Raw genomic sequence first — 19,024 nt, forward strand, 5'->3', positions numbered from 1 at the left:
TCGGCAAAGACGCGGTAGCGTCGTTCCGCATGGAGCTGGTCGATCGCGTCCTCGAAGAACCGCTGATAATTCATGTCGGCTTCCCAGTTTTGCGCTGGATCATAATCATTGCCCGATTGGCCGTCCACCGGCCCGTTTTGGTCAAAATGCCACGCCCCGCACCTGTTCCTAACGAGGGGCGGATCATGGCCTATTTCCTGGCGATAACGGCCTGTAGGGCGCTTTTGTTTCGACATGATGCCATATGCCGGCCAAGTCGGTTACGCAGGGTTTTATTGGTCATGGGGCGGGCTTTCCAGTAGAGCGGTATTGAGACAGTTTCCGATAGATCTTGAATGCGAGGACGCGGAATGACGGTTTTGGTGACGGGCGGCGCCGGTTATATCGGCAGCCATATGGTCTGGGAATTGCTGGATGCGGGCGAAAGCGTGGTCGTTCTCGACCGGCTTTCGACCGGTTTCGAATGGGCGGTGGCACCGGAGGCAAAGCTGGTCGTCGGCGATGTCGCCGACAAGGAATTGGTCGGCTCCATCATCCGCGACAACAATGTCGATGCGATCATCCATTTTGCCGGCTCGATCGTCGTTCCCGAATCCGTCGCCGATCCGCTCGGCTACTACGAGAACAACACCTGCAAGACGCGCACGCTGATCGAAACGGCGGTGCGCGAGGGCGTGCCGAACTTCATCTTCTCCTCGACAGCCGCCGTCTATGGCGGCGCCGGGCTGGAACCGGTGCGCGAGGATGCCCGCCTGGCGCCGGAATCGCCCTACGGCCTCTCCAAGCTGATGAGCGAATGGATGCTGCGCGATGCGGCGATCGCGCATGGCCTGCGCTATACGGCGCTGCGCTATTTCAACGTCGCGGGCGCCGATCCCAGGGGGCGCACCGGCCAGTCGACGCCGGGCGCCACGCATCTGATCAAGGTCGCTTGCGAGACGGCGCTCGGCAAGCGGCCGTTCATGCAGGTGTACGGCACCGATTATCCGACGCCCGACGGCACCTGCATGCGCGATTATATCCATGTCAGCGACCTGGCCGCGGCGCATCGCCTGGCCCTTGAGCGGCTGCGCGCCGGGGGCGCGAGCCTCGTCGCCAATTGCGGCTACAGCCACGGCTACTCGGTGCTGGAGGTGATCGAGAGCGTGCGCCGCGCCTTCGGCCATGATTTCGAGGTCAGGACGGGCGAGCGCCGCCCCGGTGACGCCGCCGCGGTGGTTGCCAATTCCGATCTCGCCCGGACGGAACTCGGCTGGACGCCGCAACGCGACGATCTCGACCAGATCGTTGCAGATGCGCTCGCCTGGGAGCGTATCCTGACGGGGAAGAATTCCGCACGCGGTTGAGCGGGTTTTCCCAAGGGCTCGCAAGCCGCTCCGCGAAGCGCTATGGAAGCGTTCGCGGAGGGTGCGGAAGCGCGCTGCCCGGTTCGACCTTTTTTGGGGGGACGACATGAAGATAACGGTGCTCGGGGCCGGCGTCGTCGGCACGGCGGCCGCCTACTATCTGGCGAGCGACGGCCATGAGGTCACCGTCATCGAGCGTCATCCGGCGCCGGCGCGGGGCACCAGCCAGTCGAATGCCGGACTGGTGTCGCCGGGCGATGCCACCGCCTGGGCTTCCCCGGCGGCGCTGAAGACCTTCCTGCGCGGGCTCTACAACCACGATCTCGGCATCAAGGTGCGACTGCGCTTCGATCCCTATTTTCTCGCCTGGAGCCTGCGCTTCCTGCGCCAGTGCACGGTGGCGCGCCTGCGCGCCAACACCGACATCAAGCTGCGGCTCGCGCTCTATTCGCGCGACTGCATCAATGCGCTGTCGGAGGCGACCGGCATCCACTATGACGAGCGCAAGAAGGGCATCCTCTACTTCTTCCGCTCGCAGAAGAGTCTCGACACCGGGACCGACAATTATCGCTATCTTGCCGAGCATGGCTTGCCGATCGAGATCGTCGGGCGCGACCGGCTGGTCGAACTGGAGCCGGGGCTTGCCGGGGTGAAGGACAAGATAGCCGGCGGGGTTTATTCGCCCACTGACCAGACTGGCGATTCCAAACTGTTTGTCGACAGGCTCGCCGCCTATGCGACCGAGAGGCTTGGCGCCGAGTTCCGGTTCGGCACCACGGTCGAAGGTTTCGATATCGAAGGCGACAGGGTGCGGGCCGTCATCACCTCGTCAGGCCCGGTGGCCGGCGATGCGGTTGTCATCGCAATGGGCCCGGAAAGCGGCCTACTCGGCCGCCGCTACGGCATCGACCTGCCGGTTTATCCGGTGAAAGGCTATACCGCGACGATCCCCCTGGAGGACGAAAGCAAGGGGCCGACTATGGGTGGCGCCGACGAGGACCGGCTGATCGGCTATTCCAGGCTGGGCAACCGCTTGCGGATGTCCTCGACGGCCGAGTTCACCGGCTTTGACCGAAGCTTCAAGCCCGCTGACTTCAACACCATCATCAGCACCGGCAAGGATCTTTTCCCTGGCGCCTTCGACGAGAAGAAGGCCATGTTCTGGGCGGGCCTGCGGCCGATGATGCCCAATTCCGTGCCGGTCATCGGCCGGGCCCGCTACAAAAATCTCTATCTCGACACCGGCCACGGCCATGTCGGATGGACCATGGCCTGCGGCTCGGGCAAATTCCTCGCCGATCTCGTCGCCGGCCGAAAGCCCGAAATCGATCCACAGGGGCTGGTCTATGAAGATTAGGCAAGCGGATCCGTAGTTAGCCCCGCCCTTCGACCGCCGCACGCCAGGTGCTTGCATAATCCGTCAAGGCGGGGTCGACCGGCGGTTCTTGTCTCAAGCCCTTGCCATGCGCCTCAGCCTTGTCCGATGCCAGCAACGCGGCACCGATGCTGGTGCCGGTCGCGGCTTCGGAGGCGACGACGCTTCTGGCGGTCGCCGCCGCCAGCATGCCGACAAAGAGCCGGTTGCGGGCGAAAGGGCCTTCGACAATGGTCGGGCCGTCGGCGCCGATCAGATCGAGGCAGGTCGCCGTCATCAGCGCCAGATAGAAAGAGATGGCGGCAAAGCGCTGGCCGCTGTTCATGCCGTCAGCGTTGAGCCACGCCGCCGCATGATGCGGGAACGGTCCCGACCCCTGTTGTGTCGATGGCAGCAGCAGCGTCCTTTTTGCCAGCACGGCCCCGACATCGTCTTCGGTCCAGTTCTCCGGCTGATCATCCGTCAGCACGGAAAATTCGCGGCCGCCCATGAAGCGCGCCGATGGCACGGGATCGCCCAGCGCGTTGACGTTGACCAGCGTATCACGCGCCGGGTCGAGCGCCACCGATCTGCCGCTGACCGACATCGACACCACCCAGGTGCCGGTCGAGACGACGCTGAAAGGCGGCGCGTCGGCGAGAAGATGCGGCAACAGCGAGGCGTTGGAATCGTGCAGGCCGCAGAACACAGGCGTCCGCGGATCGAGCCCCGTTCGCTCGGCAAGCGCCGGCAGGAGCGGGCCGAGCCGGTCCCTTGCCGGCCGCACCGGCGCCATCAACGCGCGCCAACCGAGGCGGTCGATCATTGCCGAAAAATCCGCTTTCCACGGGTTCCACAGATCGGTGTGGCAGCCGAGCGAGGTCACCTCGTTGGCGGCGATGCCGGTCAGCCGCAGCGCCCAATATTGGGGATACATCAACATCGCCGTTGCCCTGGCGAATTCCGTCGGAAAGCGCTTCTGCTGCCAGAAGAATTGCGCGCCGAGATTGAGGCCGAGCGGCAGCCGCGGCGTGCCGGTTTCAGCGAAGGGCGGACGGATCGCGTCATACTCGGCCGCGAGTTCCTCGGGGCCGTCGAATTCGTAGTCGAGCACGGGCAACACCAGTTCGCCGGAGGCCTCAACCAGAGCGCCCGTCGCGCCATGGGTAGTGATCGAAACGGCGTCGATGGTCTGTTCGCGGTTGAGATCGGCAAGACTGTCGAGGATGAAGGCCCACAGCGCCTCGACGTCGTGATGCGGGTAGGGAGCTTGCCGCACCGGCGCGTTCGCCATTCGGCGCAGCGCGACCTCACTCAGAGTGGCGAGGTCGACCAGCGCCACCTTGGCGTTGGTCTTGCCGATGTCGATGACGGCGATGTGGCGCGGGGCACTCATGCCATGTGGAACATGGTTTCCAGGGGCACGGCCACCGGCTCATTGTCAGGCCTGGTCTCCATGAGGTCGGCCATGTCTGCCCACCAGCGCTGCATCACCGGATGCTTCGGCAGGTCGGCCATGCCATGGTCGTCCCGCCGCCACAGCACGCCGAACAGGATGTTGGTCTCCTCGTCGAGATGGATGGAATAGTCGGAAACCCCGGCCTGCTTCAACAGCGCGACCAGCGATGGCCATATCTCGTCGTGACGCTTCTTGTATTCCGCCTTCATGCCGGGCTTGAGCATCATCTTGAACGCGTATTTTTCGGCCATCAGCGTCCCCCGCGCAGCCGCCGCCAGACGATCGGCAGCGCGATGACGATGATCAGGAGCAGGCCGATGAAGATCGACATGACGATGCCGGGCACGTTGAGCAGGCCGAGCCCGAAGGTCACCAGCCCCATGATGAAGGCGGCGAGCACGACGCCGACAATGCTGCCTGCGCCGCCAAGGATGCTGACGCCGCCAAGCACCACCATGGTGATGACTTCCAGCTCATAGCCCTGCGCGATCGAGGGACGGGTCGAACCGAGCCGGGAGGTGATCAGCACCGAGGCGATGCCGGACATCAGCCCGGTCAGGCAGAACAGGATGAACTTGATGCGGCCGACACGCACGCCGGAAAACTGTGCCGCGACCGGATTGTTGCCGATGGCGAAGACGCGGCGGCCGAAACTCGTGCGGTGCAGCACGAACCAGTAGACGACGGCGGCGATGAGAAAGAGCACCAATTCGAACGACACCACCCACCGGACGTAACCCTGGCCGAAGAAGGCGAAGCTCTCGGGATAACCCTTGTAGGCCTGGTCGCCGAGGATGATGAAGGCGATGCCTCGAAACAGGCTCATCGTGCCGATGGTGACGACGATCGAGGGCAGGCCAAGCCTCGTGACCAGAAGGCCGTTGAAGGCCCCGCAGCCGAGCCCGACGACGGTGCCGATCGCCACCAGCACCGGCGTTCCGGCGCCGGCCTGCACCGCCATGCCCATCATGGTCGAGGCCAGCGCGATGATGGCGGCGACCGACAGGTCGATCTCGCCCGAAATGATCAGCAGCGCCATGGCGAAGGCGATCAGGCCCTTCTCGGTGAAGTTGAAGGTCAGGTCCGACAGCGAATAGGGGTCGAGGAAATAGGGCGAGGCGAAGCTGTTGATGGCGAAGATGGCGAGGGCCACCACGACCAGCAGCGCTTCCCAGGAAAAGATCGCCGAACGAAACGGCTTGTCGAGCCGGTCCGGAATGTGGCGCGGGGCAGGGACGTCGCTCATGCCGCCTCCATTTTTCTCAGGATGATGCGGCCCTGCTGGCGTTCGCCGCGCGCGTTGAGCACGACGGCGAGGATGATGGCGCTGCCCGAAATCGCCATCTGCCAGAAGGGCGAGATGTTGATGACCGGCAGCGCGTTGGAGATGATGCCCAGGAACAGCGCCCCCAACACCGCGCCCCCGACCGAACCGATGCCGCCGGCAATCGAGATGCCGCCGATGACGCAAGCGGCGATGATGTTGAGCTCGTAGCCATTGGCGACCTCGACCGAGGCGATCACGTAGCGTGAGATCCAGAGATAGCCGGCGAGCCCGCCGATCATGCCGGAGATGCAGAAGACGATGAATTTCGTCCGCCCGACATCGATGCCGGCATAAACCGACGCCGTAGGATTGACGCCGATGGCATAGATCGAGCGGCCGAGCGCGGTGCGCGTCATCAGGATGAAGAACAGCGCGATGACCAGAATGGCGATCCAGGACAGCACCGGAATGCCGAGTAAGGCCGCGCGTTGGAAGCCGATGAACTCGGGGCTCATCTTGTCGGCATTGACCCAGGCGCCGCCGGAGATGACGAAGGTGGCGCCGCGATAGATGGTCAGCGTGCCCAATGTCACCACGATCGAGGGGATGTTCAGCCGCCACACCAGAAGGCCGTTGATGGCGCCGAGCACCAGGCCGACGACCAGGGCAATGACGATCAGCAGCGGGATCGGGATCGCCGGGTGAGCGGCGTTCAGCATCGCCACCACCATGCCGGTGAAGCAGAGGTTCGATGCCATCGACAGGTCGATCGAACGGGTCAGGATGACCACCATCTGCCCGAGCGCCAGGATCATCAGGATCGAGGTGTCGTTGAACACCTGGCGCAAATTGCCGGGGTCGGCGAAGGCGGGAAAACGCGTCGAGATCAGCCCGATCAGCACGAGAATGGCCGCCAGCAACCAGATTTCGCGATATTTCAGCAAAGCCTTCATGCCGCAATCCCCGCCGCCGTCCGGACCAGCGTCTCGGCGTCCAGTCCGTTGTTGTCGTAGACGGCCGCGACAAGGCCCTCGCGCATGACGACGACGCGGTCGGACATGCCGAGGATTTCGGGCAGCTCCGACGACACCATGATAACCGACAGGCCTTGCGCCACCAGCTCGGCCATGAAGCCGTGCACGGCGGCCTTGGAGCCGATGTCGATGCCCTTGGTCGGCTCGTCCAGGATGATGACCTTGGGCGTGGTCGCCAGCCATTTGGCAATGACGATCTTCTGCTGGTTGCCGCCCGACAGCGTGCCGACATCCTGGCTGAGCGAGGAGGCCCTGAGGTCGAGCCGCTCGGTGTAGGAGCGGGCGAGCGAAAATTCCTCCGCCAGCCGCAGCACGCCGGATTTGGAGGTGCGTGCCAGCGACGGGAGAGAAACATTCTGGAAGATGGGCAGGCCGATCACCACGCCTTGCTTGCCGCGTTCCTCCGGCACGTAGACGATGCCGGCCTCGATCGAATCCGCCGCCGATTTCGGCACGATCGACTTGCCGTCCAGCGTGATCGTGCCGCCGGAGGTGCGAGTGATCCCTGAAATCGCCTGCATCACCTCGCTGCGGCCGGCGCCCACAAGACCGTAGAAGCCGAGAATCTCGCCCTTGTGCAGTTCGAAACCGATGTCGTTGAATTCGGTGGGGTGCGACAGGCCGGAGACCGACAGCACCTGCGCGCCGATCTCGGCCTTGCGCTGTGGAAAGATGTGATCGACCGCACGGCCCACCATCATGCGCACGATCTGGCTCTGGGCGGCATCCTTGATCAGCCCTTCGCCGACCATCTCGCCGTCGCGGAACACGGTGTAGCGGTCGGCGATGCGGTAGATCTCGTCGAACTTGTGGCTGATGAACAGGATCGCCTTGCCTTCGCTCTTGAGGAACTCGATCAGCAAAAAGAGCTCTTCGATCTCCTTCATCGAAAGGGCGGCCGTCGGTTCGTCCATGATGACGATCTGCGCGTCGATCGACATGGCCCGCGCCACGGCAACGAGATGCTTGTTGGCGATGCCGAGGTCCTTCAGCCTTGCATCGGCGTCGATATGGCCGGCATGCATGGTGTCGAGCACTTCGCGCGCATTTCTGCGCATGGTGCGCCAGTCGATGGTGCCAAAGCGGGTGCGCGGCGCATGGCCGAGAAAGATGTTTTCGGCGACCGTCAGATCGTCGAACAGCACGGTTTCCTGATGGATGGCGGTAACGCCATGGCCGAAGGCGGCGTGCGCGCTGGGCAGGGTGACGTCCTGCCCGTCTATGCTGATCGTGCCCGCATCGGGCTGGTAGATGCCGGTCATGATCTTGACCAGCGTCGACTTGCCGGCGCCGTTCTCGCCGATCAGCGCCGTCACCTGGCCCGGATAGAGCGAGAGGCTGACATTGTGCAGCGCGCGCACGCCGGGAAAGCTCTTCGAGATGCCGGACAGCGTCAGGCGTGGCGTGGAGGCCTGGGGCCCATCCTTCACCGTGCCGTGTTGGGCTGTCGTGTCCATGGTCGTATCAAGCCCTGAAACAAGGTGCGTTTGAAGTTGCGGCGGGGCGTGAACCCCGCCGCGTCAGCTTGAAGCTCCGGATCAGTAGATCTTGGAGAACTTCTCGATGTTGGTCTTGTCGAACTGGAAGGGCGGAGCCATCGCAGCCGAATTGGTGTCGTCGAGCGTGACCTTGCCGACGCGGCCGATCGACAGCGTCGCACCGGGCTTGGCCTCTTCCTTCTTCACCGCCAGATCGTGGGCGAGGTAGACGGCGGAGTAACCGAGATCGATCGGGTTCCAAAGAGCCACGGCCTGTGAAGCGCCGTTGTCGATGAACTTCTTGAACTCCGACGGCAGCGCGAGGCCGGTGACGTTGACCTTGCCGATCAGCTTCTCATCGGTGACGACCTGGGCAGCGGCGACGACGCCGACGGTGGTCGGCGCGATGATCGCCTTCAGGTTCGGATAGGACTTCAAGAGGCCCTTGGCTTCGTCGGTGCTCTTGGCCGAATCGTCGTCGCCATAGACGGTGGCGACGAGCTTGATCTTCGGGAATTTCTCCGGCAGCACCTTCTTGGCCGCGTCGATCCAGGCATTCTGGTTGGTCGCGGTCGAGGAGGCCGACAGGATGGCGACGTCGCCGCCCTCCGGCAAATAGTCGGCGGCGAGCTTGATGATGGTCTCGCCGATCAGGCCGGTGTCGGACGGGTTCAGGTGAAGCTGGCGGCCTTCCTTGGCGACGCCCGAATCCCAGGAGATGACGGTGATGCCGCGCTCCATGGCCTTCTTCAGCACCGGCACCAGCGCGTCGGCGTCATTGGCCGAGATGGCGATAGCGTTGACCTTTTGCGCGATCAGTGAATTGACCACCTCGATTTGCGCTTCGGCGGTCGCCTTGGTCGGGCCGGTGTAGATGATGTCGACATCGCCCAGTTCCTTGGCCGCCTCTTCGGCGCCCTTGTTGGCGGCGTCGAAGAAGCCGTTGCCGAGCGACTTCACCACCAGCGCGATCTTGACGTTCTCGGCATAGGCGGCATTCACGACCATGGCGGCGGAAAAGGCCGCCGTAACCATCAGTTTCTTCAGAAAGCTCATCGAATATTCCTCCCTTGAGCGTTGCATTCCATCGCCGCTGCGGGCGTGAGGGTGTCTCAGGCTTGCAGCGAAGATTCTTCCTTTGCCGACTTGCGGGCGACGATCAGCGTTACCCCCGCTGTTTCGAGCATCTTTGCCTCGCGGTCCTCGATGCCGTCGTCGGTGATGACGGTGGCGATGCGCGACAGGCCGCACAGGATCAGGCTGGAGCGTTTGCGGAATTTCGAGGAATCGACCAGCACCACCAGCTCGTCGGCCTGGTCGATCAACTTCTGCTCCGCCTGGATCAACAGCGGATCGCCTTCCATCAGGCCGAGCGGCCCGAGCCCCTGGGCGCCCATGAACATGCGGCGCGCGTAGAAATTGCGCGTCACGTCATTGTCGAAGGGCGACAGGATGATGTTCTGCTCGCGGTAGATGGTGCCGCCGGACAGCATCACCGTGTTCTTGGAGTGCTTGAGCAGGCTTTCGGCGATCGGGAAGGAATTGGTGAAGATCGGCATGCGGCGGCCGGTCAGGAAATGCACCATCTGGAAGGTGGTGGTGCCGCCGTTGATGATGATCGGCTCGCCGTCCTTGCAGAGCTCCACCGCTTCCCGCGCTATCGCCCGCTTCTGCGCGGCGTTGAGCGTCTCGTTGACGGAAAAAGGCCGGCCGGCAAGGCCGATGAACTGTGGCGGCGTGATCGCCTCGGCGCCGCCGCGCACCCGGCGCAGTCGCTTTTGCACGTGCAGGGCCGCGATATCGCGCCGGATCGTCGCCTCGGACGACTCCGTCAGGTCGACCATTTCCTGCACCGTCACCACAGGCTTTTCCTGGACGGCGGACAGAATGATCCTGTGGCGCTCTTTTTCGTGCATGGTTCCTCCCTGCATGGCCATCTGGCATTAGAAATCGCGCAGTGTCAATCATTTCCGATCATATAATTTCATTGTGCAGTGCAATATGATTGATGTTGATCGTTTGTGATTGACAAAGCCCCGCCTTGCGTAGACATTCCCGACGAAAAGAGGAGCGCACCGTCCGCGCTTCAAGGGAGGATTACCCATGCTCGACAAGCGCTCCGGCTCGCGCCTCGCCAATCTTTGGGATGATGCGAAGGTAAGGGGGATGAGCGATCCCGAGCTTCTGGTCTATCGTTCGAACACGCTCGGCTCCGACAAGTGTGTCACCAATTACGGCGGCGGCAACACATCGTCGAAAATCCGGCAACAGGATCCGCTCACCGGACAGGACGTGGAAGTGCTGTGGGTGAAGGGCTCCGGCGGCGACAGCGCTTCGATCAAGCTTGATGGTTTTGCCACGCTCTACATGGACAAATTGCGAGCCCTCAAAGGCCTTTATCGCGGCGTCGAGCATGAAGACGAGATGGTGGGTTATCTGCCCCACTGCACCTTCAATCTCAATCCGCGCGCGGCCTCGATCGACACGCCGCTGCATGCCTACGTGCCGAAGCCCTATGTCGATCACATGCATCCCGACGCCATCATCGCCATCGCTGCCGCCAAAGATTCCAAGGCCCTGACGAAGGAAATCTTCGGCGACGCCATAGGCTGGCTGCCGTGGAAGCGGCCGGGCTTCGAACTTGGCCTGTGGCTGGAGAAATTCTGCCTCGACCATCCAGCCGCCAAGGGCGTCATCCTGGAAAGCCACGGCCTGTTCACATGGGGCGACAGCCCGAAGGAATGCTACGAAACGACGATCTCGGTGATCAACCAGGCGATCGAGTGGTTCGAGCGGCGTTCCGAGGGTGTCGCCATTTTCGGTGGCGAAGCGGTCAAGTCGCTCGACCCCGCCGAACGCCGCGCCATCGCCGCGAAGCTGATGCCGAGGATCCGCGGCCTGATCTCGGAAAAGAGCCATAAGCTCGGCCATTTCGACGATTCCGCCGCCGTGCTCGAATTCGTCAATTCCAGGGATCTGCGCCCGCTGGCGGCACTCGGCACCTCATGCCCGGACCATTTCCTGCGCACCAAGATCCGGCCGCTGGTCATCGAGTTCGATCCGGCCAAGCCCAATGTCGATGCCGTCATCGCGCGGCTGGCCGACGACATTGCCGAATACCGCGTAGGCTACCAGGCCTATTATGACAGCTGCAAGCATGCGGACTCGCCCGCCATCCGCGATCCCAATGCCGTGGTCTATCTGATGCCCGGCGTCGGCATGTTCACCTTCGCCGGCGACAAGGCCACGGCGCGCATTTCGGGGGAGTTCTACGTCAACGCCATCAACGTCATGCGCGGCGCCTCGACCGTCTCCTCCTATGTCGGCCTGCCTGCGCAGGAAGCCTTCGACATCGAATACTGGCTGCTCGAGGATCTGAAGCTGCAGCGCATGCCGAAGCCCAAGGCTCTTGCCGGCAAGATCGCGCTCGTCACTGGCGGCGCGGGCGGCATCGGCCGCGCGACGGCGAGCCGGCTGCTGCGCGAAGGCGCCTGCGTGGTGCTCGCCGACATCGACGAGACAGCACTTGCCAGCGCCAACGACGAACTGGCCAAGGCCTATGGCAAGGATTTTGTCCGCCCCGTGGTCATCAACGTCACGTCGGAGGATCAGGTCGTCGCCGGCTTTGCCGAAACGGCGGTCGAGTTCGGCGGCATTGATATTCTGGTCTCCAACGCGGGCCTCGCCTCCTCGGCGCCGATCGAGGACACGACGCTGGCGCTGTGGAACAAGAACATGGACATCCTGTCGACGGGATATTTCCTGGTCTCGCGGGAAGCGTTCCGGCTGTTCAGGGTGCAGAAGATCGGCGGCAACGTCGTTTTCGTCGCCTCCAAGAACGGCCTTGCCGCCTCGCCGAACGCTGCCGCCTATTGCACCGCCAAGGCCGCCGAGATTCATCTCGCCCGCTGCTTGGCGCTTGAGGGCGCGGAGGCGCAGATCAGGGTCAACGTCGTCAATCCGGACGCCGTACTGCGCGGCTCCAAGATCTGGTCCGGCGAGTGGAAGGAACAGCGCGCCGCCGCCTACAAGATGTCGACCGACGACCTTGAGGAACATTACCGCTCGCGCTCGATGCTGAAGCGCTCGGTGTTTCCCGAGGACATCGCCGAAGCGATCTATTTCTTCGCCTCCGACATGTCGGCCAAGTCGACCGGCAACATCGTCAATGTCGACGCCGGCAACGCGCAAAGCTTTACGCGCTAGGCCTTCCTTCTCCCCGTTCACGGGGAGAAGGTGCCGGCAGGCGGATGAGGGGCAGCGCCAGCCGAACGAAATCTGGGAGGAACAGCAGTGTCCGAAACCATCATCTCGGCTGACGTCGTCGAAAAAAACAACGCCGCGCGCAAGGCCGACCTCGAGCGTGACTACGCCTCGCTCGGCGAACGGCTCGACCGTCGCGGCATCGCCATCGACGCGATCCGAGACAAGGTCGAGAAATTCGCGGTGGCGATCCCCTCCTGGGGTGTCGGTACCGGCGGCACGCGCTTTGCCCGTTTCCCCGGCGCCGGCGAACCGCGCGACATCTTCGACAAGATCGAGGATTGCGCCGTCATCAAGCAATTGACGCAGGCGACACCGACGGTGTCGCTGCACATTCCCTGGGACAAGGCCGACCCGAACCGGCTGAAGCAGGCGGCCTCGCGTTTCGGCCTCGGCTTCGACGCCATGAACTCCAATACATTCTCCGACGCCAGGGACCAAAAGCTGTCCTACAAATTCGGTTCGCTGTCGCATGCCGACGCCGGAACGCGCCGGCAAGCGGTCGAGCACAATCTCGAATGCATCGAGATCGGCAAGACGCTTGGGTCGAAGGCGCTGACGGTGTGGATCGGCGACGGCTCGAACTTCCCCGGCCAGGTCAACTTCGCCAAGGCGTTCGAGCGCTATCTCGATGCCATGAAAGAGGTCTATGTCGGGCTGCCCGCTGACTGGAAGCTGTTCACCGAACACAAGATATACGAGCCTGCCTTCTATTCCACCGTCGTGCAGGATTGGGGCACCAATTACATTATTGCCAAGGAACTCGGCGACAAGGCGTTCTGCTTGGTCGACCTCGGCCACCACGCACCCAACGTCAACATCGAGATGATCGTGTCGCGGCTGATCCAGTTTAGGAAACTCGGCGGCTTCCACTTCAACGATTCGAAATATGGCGACGACGACCTCGATGCCGGTTCGATCGACCCCTACCGGCTGTTCCTCGTCTTCAACGAACTGGTCGACGCCGAACTGTCCGGCGCCGACGGCTTCGATCCGGCCCATATGCTCGACCAGAGCCACAACGTCACCGATCCGATCGAGAGCCTGATGCTGTCCGCGGTCGAGGTGCAGCGCGCCTACGCGCAGGCGCTGCTGGTCGACCGCAAGGCGCTTGAAGGTTTTCAGGACGGCAATGACGCGCTGATGGCAACGCAGACGCTAAAATCAGCCTACCGCACCGATGTCGAGCCGATCTTGGCCATGGCGCGGCTGAACACCGGCGGCGCCATCGATCCGGTCGCCGCTTACCGGGCGGCAGGCTACCGCGCCAAGGTCGCGGCGGAACGCCCGGCCGTTGCCGGCGGCAGCGGTGGCATTGTCTGAGGCCGAGCCCGCCCCTCATCCGGTCGCTTCGCGGCCACCTTCTCCCCGCTGGGGAGAAGAGACTGGCGCGAGCGCTGACAGCCTCCTCTCCACTAGACTAGGGAAGAGGTCGGATGGCAATCCGGGTGGGGCTCTTTCTCGTGCTCCCTCAATTGTTAGTGGACTCGATCACCCCAACACGGTTTCCTAGGTGTCCCCCGCCAGGAGCCTCGCCATGCATATCACTCGCCGCACGCTGATCGCCGTCAGCCTCTCCTTCACAATCGCTTTCGCGCCATGGGCGGCCGCCTTCGCCGCCTCGCCAGCGCCTGCCAAAGGCGAGAACGGCATGGTTGTCACCGCGCAGCATCTGGCGTCGGAGGTGGGCGTCGAAGTCCTGAAGAAGGGCGGCAACGCCGTCGATGCGGCGGTCGCCGTTGGTTATGCGCTCGCCGTCGTCTATCCCAATGCCGGCAATATCGGCGGCGGCGGCTTCATGACTGTCCGCTTCAAGGACGGCAAGTCGACCTTCCTCGATTTCCGCGAACGTGCGCCGCTGGCCGCGACCAAGACCATGTATCTCGACAAGGACGGCAAACCGGTGAAAGGCGCCAGCCTCGACGGCTACCTCGCCGTCGGCGTGCCGGGCTCCGTCGCCGGTTTCGAGATGGCGCGCGAAAAATACGGCACCTTGTCCCGGCAGGACCTCATGGCGCCGGCCATTCGCTATGCCAAGGACGGGTTCATCCTCAATCAGGGTGACGCCGCCTCGTTTGCCGGAGGTGCCGACAGGCTGGCGAAGGATCCCGCTGCGGCGGCCATATTCCTGAAGCCGGATGGCAAGCCCTATGGCATCGGCGAGCGGCTGGTCCAACCCGACCTAGCCGCGTCGCTCTCGGCGATTTCCGAAAAAGGCCCCGACGCCTTCTACAAGGGCGCCATCGCCGATGCCATCGTCAAGGCAAGCGGCGCCAAGGGCGGTATCCTGGCCAAGGGCGATTTCGAACAATATGCGGTGCGCGAGCTCAAGCCGGTGACCTGTTCCTATCGCGGCTACGAGATCATTTCCTCGCCGCCGCCCAGCTCCGGCGGCGTCATCATCTGTGAAATCCTCAACGTGCTGGAAGGCTATCCGCTGTCCTATCTTGGCGCCGGTTCGGCCGAGACCGTGCATGTCATGGTCGAAGCCATGCGCCACGCCTATGTCGACCGCAATTCGGCGCTCGGAGATCCCGATTTCGTCGACAATCCGGTCTCGAAGCTGCTGGACAAGGCCTACGCCAAGGATATCCGCGACAAGATCGATCCGTTCCGGGCCGGCGTCTCTCAGGACCTGATGCCGAAGGGGTTCGGCGAGAGCAAGGAGACGACGCATTATTCGATCATCGACAAGGACGGCAACGCGGTCGCGGTCACCTACACGCTCAACGGCTCGTTTGGCGCCGGCGTCGTCGCCGACGGAACCGGTATCCTGCTCAACAACGAGATGGACGATTTCACCCAGAAGCCCGGCGTGCCCAACCTCTACGGCCTGGTCCAGGGCGAGGCCAACGCCATCCAGCCGAAGAAGACGCCGCTGTCGTCGATGAGCCCGACCGTGGTGGCCAAGGACGGCAAGCCGTTCATGGTCATCGGCAGCCCCGGCGGTTCGCGCATCATCACCATTACGCTGGAAGCCATCGTCAACGTCATCGACCACCGCATGAACATCCAGGAGGCGATCGACGCGCCGCGCATCCATCATCAATGGCTGCCCGACACGGTCTATATCGAGCCGTTCGGACTGTCGCCGGACACCGAAAGGCTGCTGGCCGGCATGGGTTATCACCTCGATCTCAGCGACAAGACCTGGGGCCAGGCGGCGGGCATCCTGGTCGGCGGCAAGAGCCTTGCGGAAATCGGGAAGGGTGGCGGCGCGCGCTACAATGGCGCCATCGACAGCCGCGCCGCTTCCGGCGAGGCGCTCGGCTACTGATGGGACTGGCGCACTCCGCAAGCGCGTGAACCCGCGTCCGCAATCGCACCGAAAACGAAAAGACAGGGCGACCTGAGTTTCCGTGAAACGACCGCTCTAATTGACGATCAAGCCGTCACGAAATCAGCGTGACGGTGGATGCGATCAGCATCAGGGCCGCGATGCCGACGAACAGTGCGTAGATGCGCGGCCGGTCGAGCAGAAGCGCGTTTCCCGATATCCAGGCCGATGTGGCGCCGCCGAGCGCGAACAGGAAACCGTTGCGGTGGCCGAAGGTCATCGACGCGGCCATCAGCCCGCCTATGATCAGGGCGCCGAACACGATTATGACGGCGACCGCGTATCTCTCGAAGTCATTACCGCTACCCATGGCCGGCCCGATCGCATTCAAATTCGGCAGGTCATCCGGATCGAAGGGGCTGGTCGACCCGTATTCGTCTTGACCGATGGATTCTCGCATCACTCGTTCTCCGCTGACCGGCAACAAACCATCAACACATGCCGAGCGCAACCCGATCGCGTGTTTCTCCCTACGTGTTGACCGCGATATCCAACCGTTCCGGCAGGGCGCGCCAACCGTTTTGGCGGGTGCGGATCACCGCCGCAACTCCAGCGGTATCTGCCCGAATGGCAACGGTCCGCCAACCTGTTTTTAATATGGGCGTTTCTTCTGGAGAAAACATGATGGCGGAGTTGATTCGAGCTTCGACAGAAGCATTTTTACGCGACCGGAGCCGCGGCGCCAGACGCGGCCGCCTAAAATTTTCAGCTCCGGGCGTCCGCTTGATGTTGAGCCAGGTGCGTTCCGTACTTGGGGCGAGCGTCATGCTGGCGCTCGCGGGCTCATGATGAACCAGCTCGACCAAAGCGGCCGGGCTGATCGCATGGACAAAGCTCGGCCGGGGATCGATTTTCGGCGACGGCCTGCGATATCCTAAGCTGGTATCAGGGCGGCGATACGATGGATGCTGATCTCCTTGCGTGCCTTGGACGCCTCGTTGGTCAGCCTCATGTCGAACCTCTGTACTGGACAGCCTCAATCCATAGTGCGAGCGCGGTGGCAGGCGACCGTCCCTTTACTTTCAAATCGCGGCCTCGATAGCCGCCGGCCGCGATCCATACCGTTTTTGAACGCTGATAGATCGTTACGCCTCGTGCATTCGCCCAAGCGCATGATTCCGCGAACTTTGGAGCCATTGCCGAGCCCGTTCCCGAGAATGCTGTCTCTATGTGACAAAGCTGCGTGGCCATATCAGGTCCCCTAATTTTGACGGTCCCGGCCGACGATCCCCGACCCTCGCCCAAAATCACCGAATGAATGATAGGACCGCTTCCGTTACGGTAATGTGTCGCCACCAGCGCGGTCAGGTATCTCCCGATGCAAAAGCCGCCAGCTTTCGGCAGGGACAGGTCTGGATTGGCCAGGGATTAAACCCAGCTTAGGTCAACGAGCGGGCGGAGAGCCGGGATCGGCCGCCATTCAAACCTGATCAGGAGATCGGGCTGGAGACGATGATGCGCAAGGCGCACCTGTTCGACGCACAGCGCGGCGCCAGGATAAATTAGGGGGAATGGCTGACGCGCGCTGGCGACTGTCAGTTCATCCTGTCTATCAAGGTTTGGCGTTGGCTTTCCGCCAAGCCTCGTACTCGTCGTTCGCGCTTGGGTGGAGTGGATAGTAGCGTTGCAACGGCGCGCCCCCCATGAGTTTCATTCGTGAGAATTCCTCCCAATCGTGATGCTTCTGGGATTCTTCGATGACCTTCGGGGCCATTGCGACGGGAAGCACCACCACCCCGTCGTCATCGGCGACGATGATGTCGCCGGGGATCACCGTGACACCGCCGCAGGCAATCGGAACGTTGACCGCATTGGGATAGATGCTGGTCTGCACATGATAATTTGGCGTCCAGCCGCGCAGCCAAAGAGGCAGGTCGAGCTTTTCGACATTGGGCCGGTCGCGCATGCACCCATCGATGACAATGCCCGCACCGCCTCTGCCCTTGAAATAGGTCGACATCATATCGCCGAAGACACCGGAGCTCATGTCGCCGCGCGCGTCGACGACGACCACGTCGCCCTCCTGCGCATGGTAGAGCACATGTCTGTGAAGTTGCGTCTCCGGATCGGCATATTCTCCCTCGGTGAAGAGGTCCGGTCTCTGCGGCATGAACTGCAATGTCAGTGCCGGCCCGACGATCGACTTCCCATGGTTCTGCGGCACCGGGCCGACCATGTGCGGATTGCGAAAGCCCATATGGCCAAGTGTGCCCGCGACCGTGGCGGCGCCGATCTCCCTTAGCGCGTCGATCAGGTCCTTGGGCGGCCGCGTGATATCGGGAGTATGCGTCATTTTCGGACTCCGGTTGAAATTGAATTACCAGTTGGTGACAGAGCCGTCGCGGCGCTTGAGATGTGGCGCTTCCCAGAAACGGAAACTCTGCGCCTGGACCGCCGCTTCATTGACCTCGACGCCGAGCCCCGGCAGGTCGCTGACCGGATAATCGGTCCCGTCGAGCCTTGGCTGTACGGGGAAAAAGTCGGAATTGTCGAAACCCAGCTTCCTTTCGGGGATCCTGGTCTCGAGCCACGCGAAGTTGGGCACCGCGGCGGCGAGATGCACGGTTGCGGCCGTGCACACCGGGCCAAGGGGATTGTGTGGCATCAGGTCCACATAGTGCGCCTCGCTCCAGCCAGCGACTTTCATCGCCTCGGTGAGCCCGCCGACATTGCAGACATCGAGCCGGTTGAACTGGTGGATGCCGCGCTCGATGTAAGGCAGGAACTGCCACTTGCTGGCAAATTCCTCGCCGATGGCAAAGGGGATGTCGGTCATCGTACGAAGGGACTCGTACGCCTCTGGTGTCTCGGCCCGTATCGGCTCCTCGAGGAAATCAAGCACGCCGCGGCCGAGCTTGCTGCAGAAGCTCGCCGCCTCGGCCACCGACAGCCGGTGATGATAATCGACGCCGAGCACCACCTCATCGCCCAGCGCCTCGCGCGCTTTGTTCAGCATGCTCGCCGTAGGGCCGATCGATTCACGCGGCTCGAAGACGTCCTTGCTGCTTTGTCCGATGGGGAAGAAGCGGATTGCCTGCCAGCCCTGCGCGCGCAGTTCGCGGGCGCGTTCGATCGCAACATCGCCCTCGGCCTCGTCTCCGGTCGAGGCGAAGGTGGGCACGCGGTCGCGCTGCTTGCCGCCAAGCAGCTCGTAGACGGGCACCCCCAGCGCCTTGCCTTTGATGTCATGAAGGGCGATGTCGATGGCGGAAATCGCCGCCTGCAGGACCCGGCCTCCTTCGAAGTACTGACTGCGGTAAACCTCCTGCCAGATCAGGCCGATCTGCATCGGGTCGCGGCCGATGAGAAACTCGCGATAGTGCTCGACCGCGCCCGCCACGGCTTTCTCGCGACCGCTCAAGCCGCTCTCGCCCCAGCCGAAGATACCCTGGTCGGTCTCGACCTTGACGAGCATCTGGTTGCGCGTTCCCACCCATACCGGGTAGGGCTTGATCGCGGTGATCTTCAGGTTCTTGGTCATACACG

17 protein-coding genes are annotated in these 19,024 nt (G+C 63.0%); 5 read left to right on the forward strand and 12 right to left on the reverse strand.

What is annotated here, in order from left to right; translation table 11 throughout:
* The coding region (locus FJ490_RS32975; protein WP_140528008.1) for a hypothetical protein at window positions 1-236 on the reverse strand (236 nt) is incomplete at its 3' end.
* A gap of 114 nt (window positions 237-350) precedes the next feature.
* On the opposite strand from FJ490_RS32975, the gene galE reads away from it, so the two are divergent.
* Window positions 351-1,346, forward strand: a complete 996-nt coding sequence (gene galE / locus FJ490_RS30830) for a UDP-glucose 4-epimerase GalE (protein ID WP_140496575.1) — start codon at window positions 351-353, stop codon at window positions 1,344-1,346.
* 106 nt (window positions 1,347-1,452) lie between these two features.
* On the forward strand, window positions 1,453-2,703 hold the full coding sequence (locus FJ490_RS30835) for a D-amino acid dehydrogenase (protein WP_140496573.1): 1,251 nt from the start codon (window positions 1,453-1,455) through the stop codon (window positions 2,701-2,703).
* Window positions 2,704-2,719: 16 nt separating this feature from the next.
* Here the strand turns inward: FJ490_RS30835 and FJ490_RS30840 are convergent, their stop codons facing one another.
* From FJ490_RS30840 to FJ490_RS30870, 7 genes are all read right to left on the reverse strand, one after another.
* Window positions 2,720-4,096 (reverse strand): FGGY-family carbohydrate kinase, encoded by a 1,377-nt coding sequence (locus FJ490_RS30840; RefSeq protein ID WP_140729587.1) that lies wholly within the window; start codon window positions 4,094-4,096, stop codon window positions 2,720-2,722.
* The gene (gene rhaM, locus FJ490_RS30845) at window positions 4,093-4,410 is read right to left on the reverse strand and encodes an L-rhamnose mutarotase (RefSeq protein ID WP_140496569.1); all 318 of its coding nucleotides are present in this window, start codon (window positions 4,408-4,410) and stop codon (window positions 4,093-4,095) included. The genes FJ490_RS30840 and rhaM overlap by 4 nt, the downstream gene beginning before the upstream one ends.
* The gene (locus tag FJ490_RS30850) at window positions 4,410-5,405 is read right to left on the reverse strand and encodes an ABC transporter permease (protein WP_140729588.1); all 996 of its coding nucleotides are present in this window, start codon (window positions 5,403-5,405) and stop codon (window positions 4,410-4,412) included. Before FJ490_RS30850 ends, rhaM begins: the two co-directional genes overlap by 1 nt.
* Complete coding sequence (locus FJ490_RS30855) at window positions 5,402-6,379, reverse strand: ABC transporter permease (RefSeq protein ID WP_140496565.1); 978 nt, start codon at window positions 6,377-6,379, stop codon at window positions 5,402-5,404. Before FJ490_RS30855 ends, FJ490_RS30850 begins: the two co-directional genes overlap by 4 nt.
* Window positions 6,376-7,917: a sugar ABC transporter ATP-binding protein gene (locus FJ490_RS30860; protein WP_140729589.1), complete on the reverse strand. Its 1,542-nt coding sequence runs from the start codon at window positions 7,915-7,917 to the stop codon at window positions 6,376-6,378. The genes FJ490_RS30855 and FJ490_RS30860 overlap by 4 nt, the downstream gene beginning before the upstream one ends.
* Before the next feature lie 81 nt (window positions 7,918-7,998).
* On the reverse strand, window positions 7,999-8,994 hold the full coding sequence (gene rhaS / locus FJ490_RS30865; RefSeq protein WP_140496561.1) for a rhamnose ABC transporter substrate-binding protein: 996 nt from the start codon (window positions 8,992-8,994) through the stop codon (window positions 7,999-8,001).
* Window positions 8,995-9,050: 56 nt separating this feature from the next.
* Window positions 9,051-9,854 (reverse strand): DeoR/GlpR family DNA-binding transcription regulator, encoded by an 804-nt coding sequence (locus FJ490_RS30870; RefSeq protein ID WP_140496559.1) that lies wholly within the window; start codon window positions 9,852-9,854, stop codon window positions 9,051-9,053.
* Window positions 9,855-10,041: 187 nt separating this feature from the next.
* On the opposite strand from FJ490_RS30870, the gene FJ490_RS30875 reads away from it, so the two are divergent.
* The 3 genes from FJ490_RS30875 to ggt all read left to right on the forward strand — a co-directional run bounded on the left by FJ490_RS30875 (window position 10,042) and on the right by ggt (window position 15,478).
* Complete coding sequence (locus FJ490_RS30875; protein ID WP_140729590.1) at window positions 10,042-12,144, forward strand: bifunctional rhamnulose-1-phosphate aldolase/short-chain dehydrogenase; 2,103 nt, start codon at window positions 10,042-10,044, stop codon at window positions 12,142-12,144.
* Between the two features lie 87 nt (window positions 12,145-12,231).
* A complete protein-coding gene (gene rhaI, locus FJ490_RS30880; protein ID WP_140557661.1) occupies window positions 12,232-13,524 on the forward strand; it encodes an L-rhamnose catabolism isomerase in 1,293 nt (430 codons plus the stop codon).
* Window positions 13,525-13,738: 214 nt separating this feature from the next.
* Window positions 13,739-15,478 (forward strand): gamma-glutamyltransferase, encoded by a 1,740-nt coding sequence (gene ggt, locus FJ490_RS30885; protein ID WP_140685006.1) that lies wholly within the window; start codon window positions 13,739-13,741, stop codon window positions 15,476-15,478.
* Between the two features lie 115 nt (window positions 15,479-15,593).
* Here ggt and FJ490_RS30890 read toward each other — a convergent pair whose 3' ends face one another.
* The 4 genes from FJ490_RS30890 to FJ490_RS30905 form a co-directional block, all read right to left on the reverse strand.
* Window positions 15,594-15,938 (reverse strand): hypothetical protein, encoded by a 345-nt coding sequence (locus FJ490_RS30890; protein ID WP_140496551.1) that lies wholly within the window; start codon window positions 15,936-15,938, stop codon window positions 15,594-15,596.
* A 70-nt stretch (window positions 15,939-16,008) separates the two neighbouring features.
* Complete coding sequence (locus FJ490_RS30895; RefSeq protein ID WP_140729591.1) at window positions 16,009-16,305, reverse strand: hypothetical protein; 297 nt, start codon at window positions 16,303-16,305, stop codon at window positions 16,009-16,011.
* A 785-nt stretch (window positions 16,306-17,090) separates the two neighbouring features.
* The gene (locus FJ490_RS30900) at window positions 17,091-17,831 is read right to left on the reverse strand and encodes a ribonuclease activity regulator RraA (protein WP_140496549.1); all 741 of its coding nucleotides are present in this window, start codon (window positions 17,829-17,831) and stop codon (window positions 17,091-17,093) included.
* 24 nt (window positions 17,832-17,855) lie between these two features.
* A complete protein-coding gene (locus FJ490_RS30905) occupies window positions 17,856-19,019 on the reverse strand; it encodes a mandelate racemase/muconate lactonizing enzyme family protein (protein WP_140564773.1) in 1,164 nt (387 codons plus the stop codon).
* Window positions 19,020-19,024 lie beyond the last annotated feature (5 nt).

Source organism: Mesorhizobium sp. B2-5-11 (genome assembly GCF_006440835.1).
GTDB lineage: Bacteria > Pseudomonadota > Alphaproteobacteria > Rhizobiales > Rhizobiaceae > Mesorhizobium.

Bases quoted from the DNA above. Each gene is read 5' to 3' on its own strand.
- FJ490_RS30895 (WP_140729591.1), bottom strand. From the start codon at position 16,305: ATGACGCTCGCCCCAAGTACGGAACGCACCTGGCTCAACATCAAGCGG.
- galE (WP_140496575.1), top strand. From the start codon at position 351: ATGACGGTTTTGGTGACGGGCGGCGCCGGTTATATCGGCAGCCATATG.
- FJ490_RS30840 (WP_140729587.1), bottom strand. From the start codon at position 4,096: ATGAGTGCCCCGCGCCACATCGCCGTCATCGACATCGGCAAGACCAAC.
- FJ490_RS30855 (WP_140496565.1), bottom strand. From the start codon at position 6,379: ATGAAGGCTTTGCTGAAATATCGCGAAATCTGGTTGCTGGCGGCCATT.
- ggt (WP_140685006.1), top strand. From the start codon at position 13,739: ATGCATATCACTCGCCGCACGCTGATCGCCGTCAGCCTCTCCTTCACA.
- FJ490_RS30890 (WP_140496551.1), bottom strand. From the start codon at position 15,938: ATGCGAGAATCCATCGGTCAAGACGAATACGGGTCGACCAGCCCCTTC.
- FJ490_RS30875 (WP_140729590.1), top strand. From the start codon at position 10,042: ATGCTCGACAAGCGCTCCGGCTCGCGCCTCGCCAATCTTTGGGATGAT.
- FJ490_RS30905 (WP_140564773.1), bottom strand. From the start codon at position 19,019: ATGACCAAGAACCTGAAGATCACCGCGATCAAGCCCTACCCGGTATGG.
- FJ490_RS30850 (WP_140729588.1), bottom strand. From the start codon at position 5,405: ATGAGCGACGTCCCTGCCCCGCGCCACATTCCGGACCGGCTCGACAAG.
- FJ490_RS30900 (WP_140496549.1), bottom strand. From the start codon at position 17,831: ATGACGCATACTCCCGATATCACGCGGCCGCCCAAGGACCTGATCGAC.
- rhaM (WP_140496569.1), bottom strand. From the start codon at position 4,410: ATGGCCGAAAAATACGCGTTCAAGATGATGCTCAAGCCCGGCATGAAG.
- FJ490_RS30835 (WP_140496573.1), top strand. From the start codon at position 1,453: ATGAAGATAACGGTGCTCGGGGCCGGCGTCGTCGGCACGGCGGCCGCC.
- rhaS (WP_140496561.1), bottom strand. From the start codon at position 8,994: ATGAGCTTTCTGAAGAAACTGATGGTTACGGCGGCCTTTTCCGCCGCC.
- FJ490_RS30860 (WP_140729589.1), bottom strand. From the start codon at position 7,917: ATGGACACGACAGCCCAACACGGCACGGTGAAGGATGGGCCCCAGGCC.
- FJ490_RS30870 (WP_140496559.1), bottom strand. From the start codon at position 9,854: ATGCACGAAAAAGAGCGCCACAGGATCATTCTGTCCGCCGTCCAGGAA.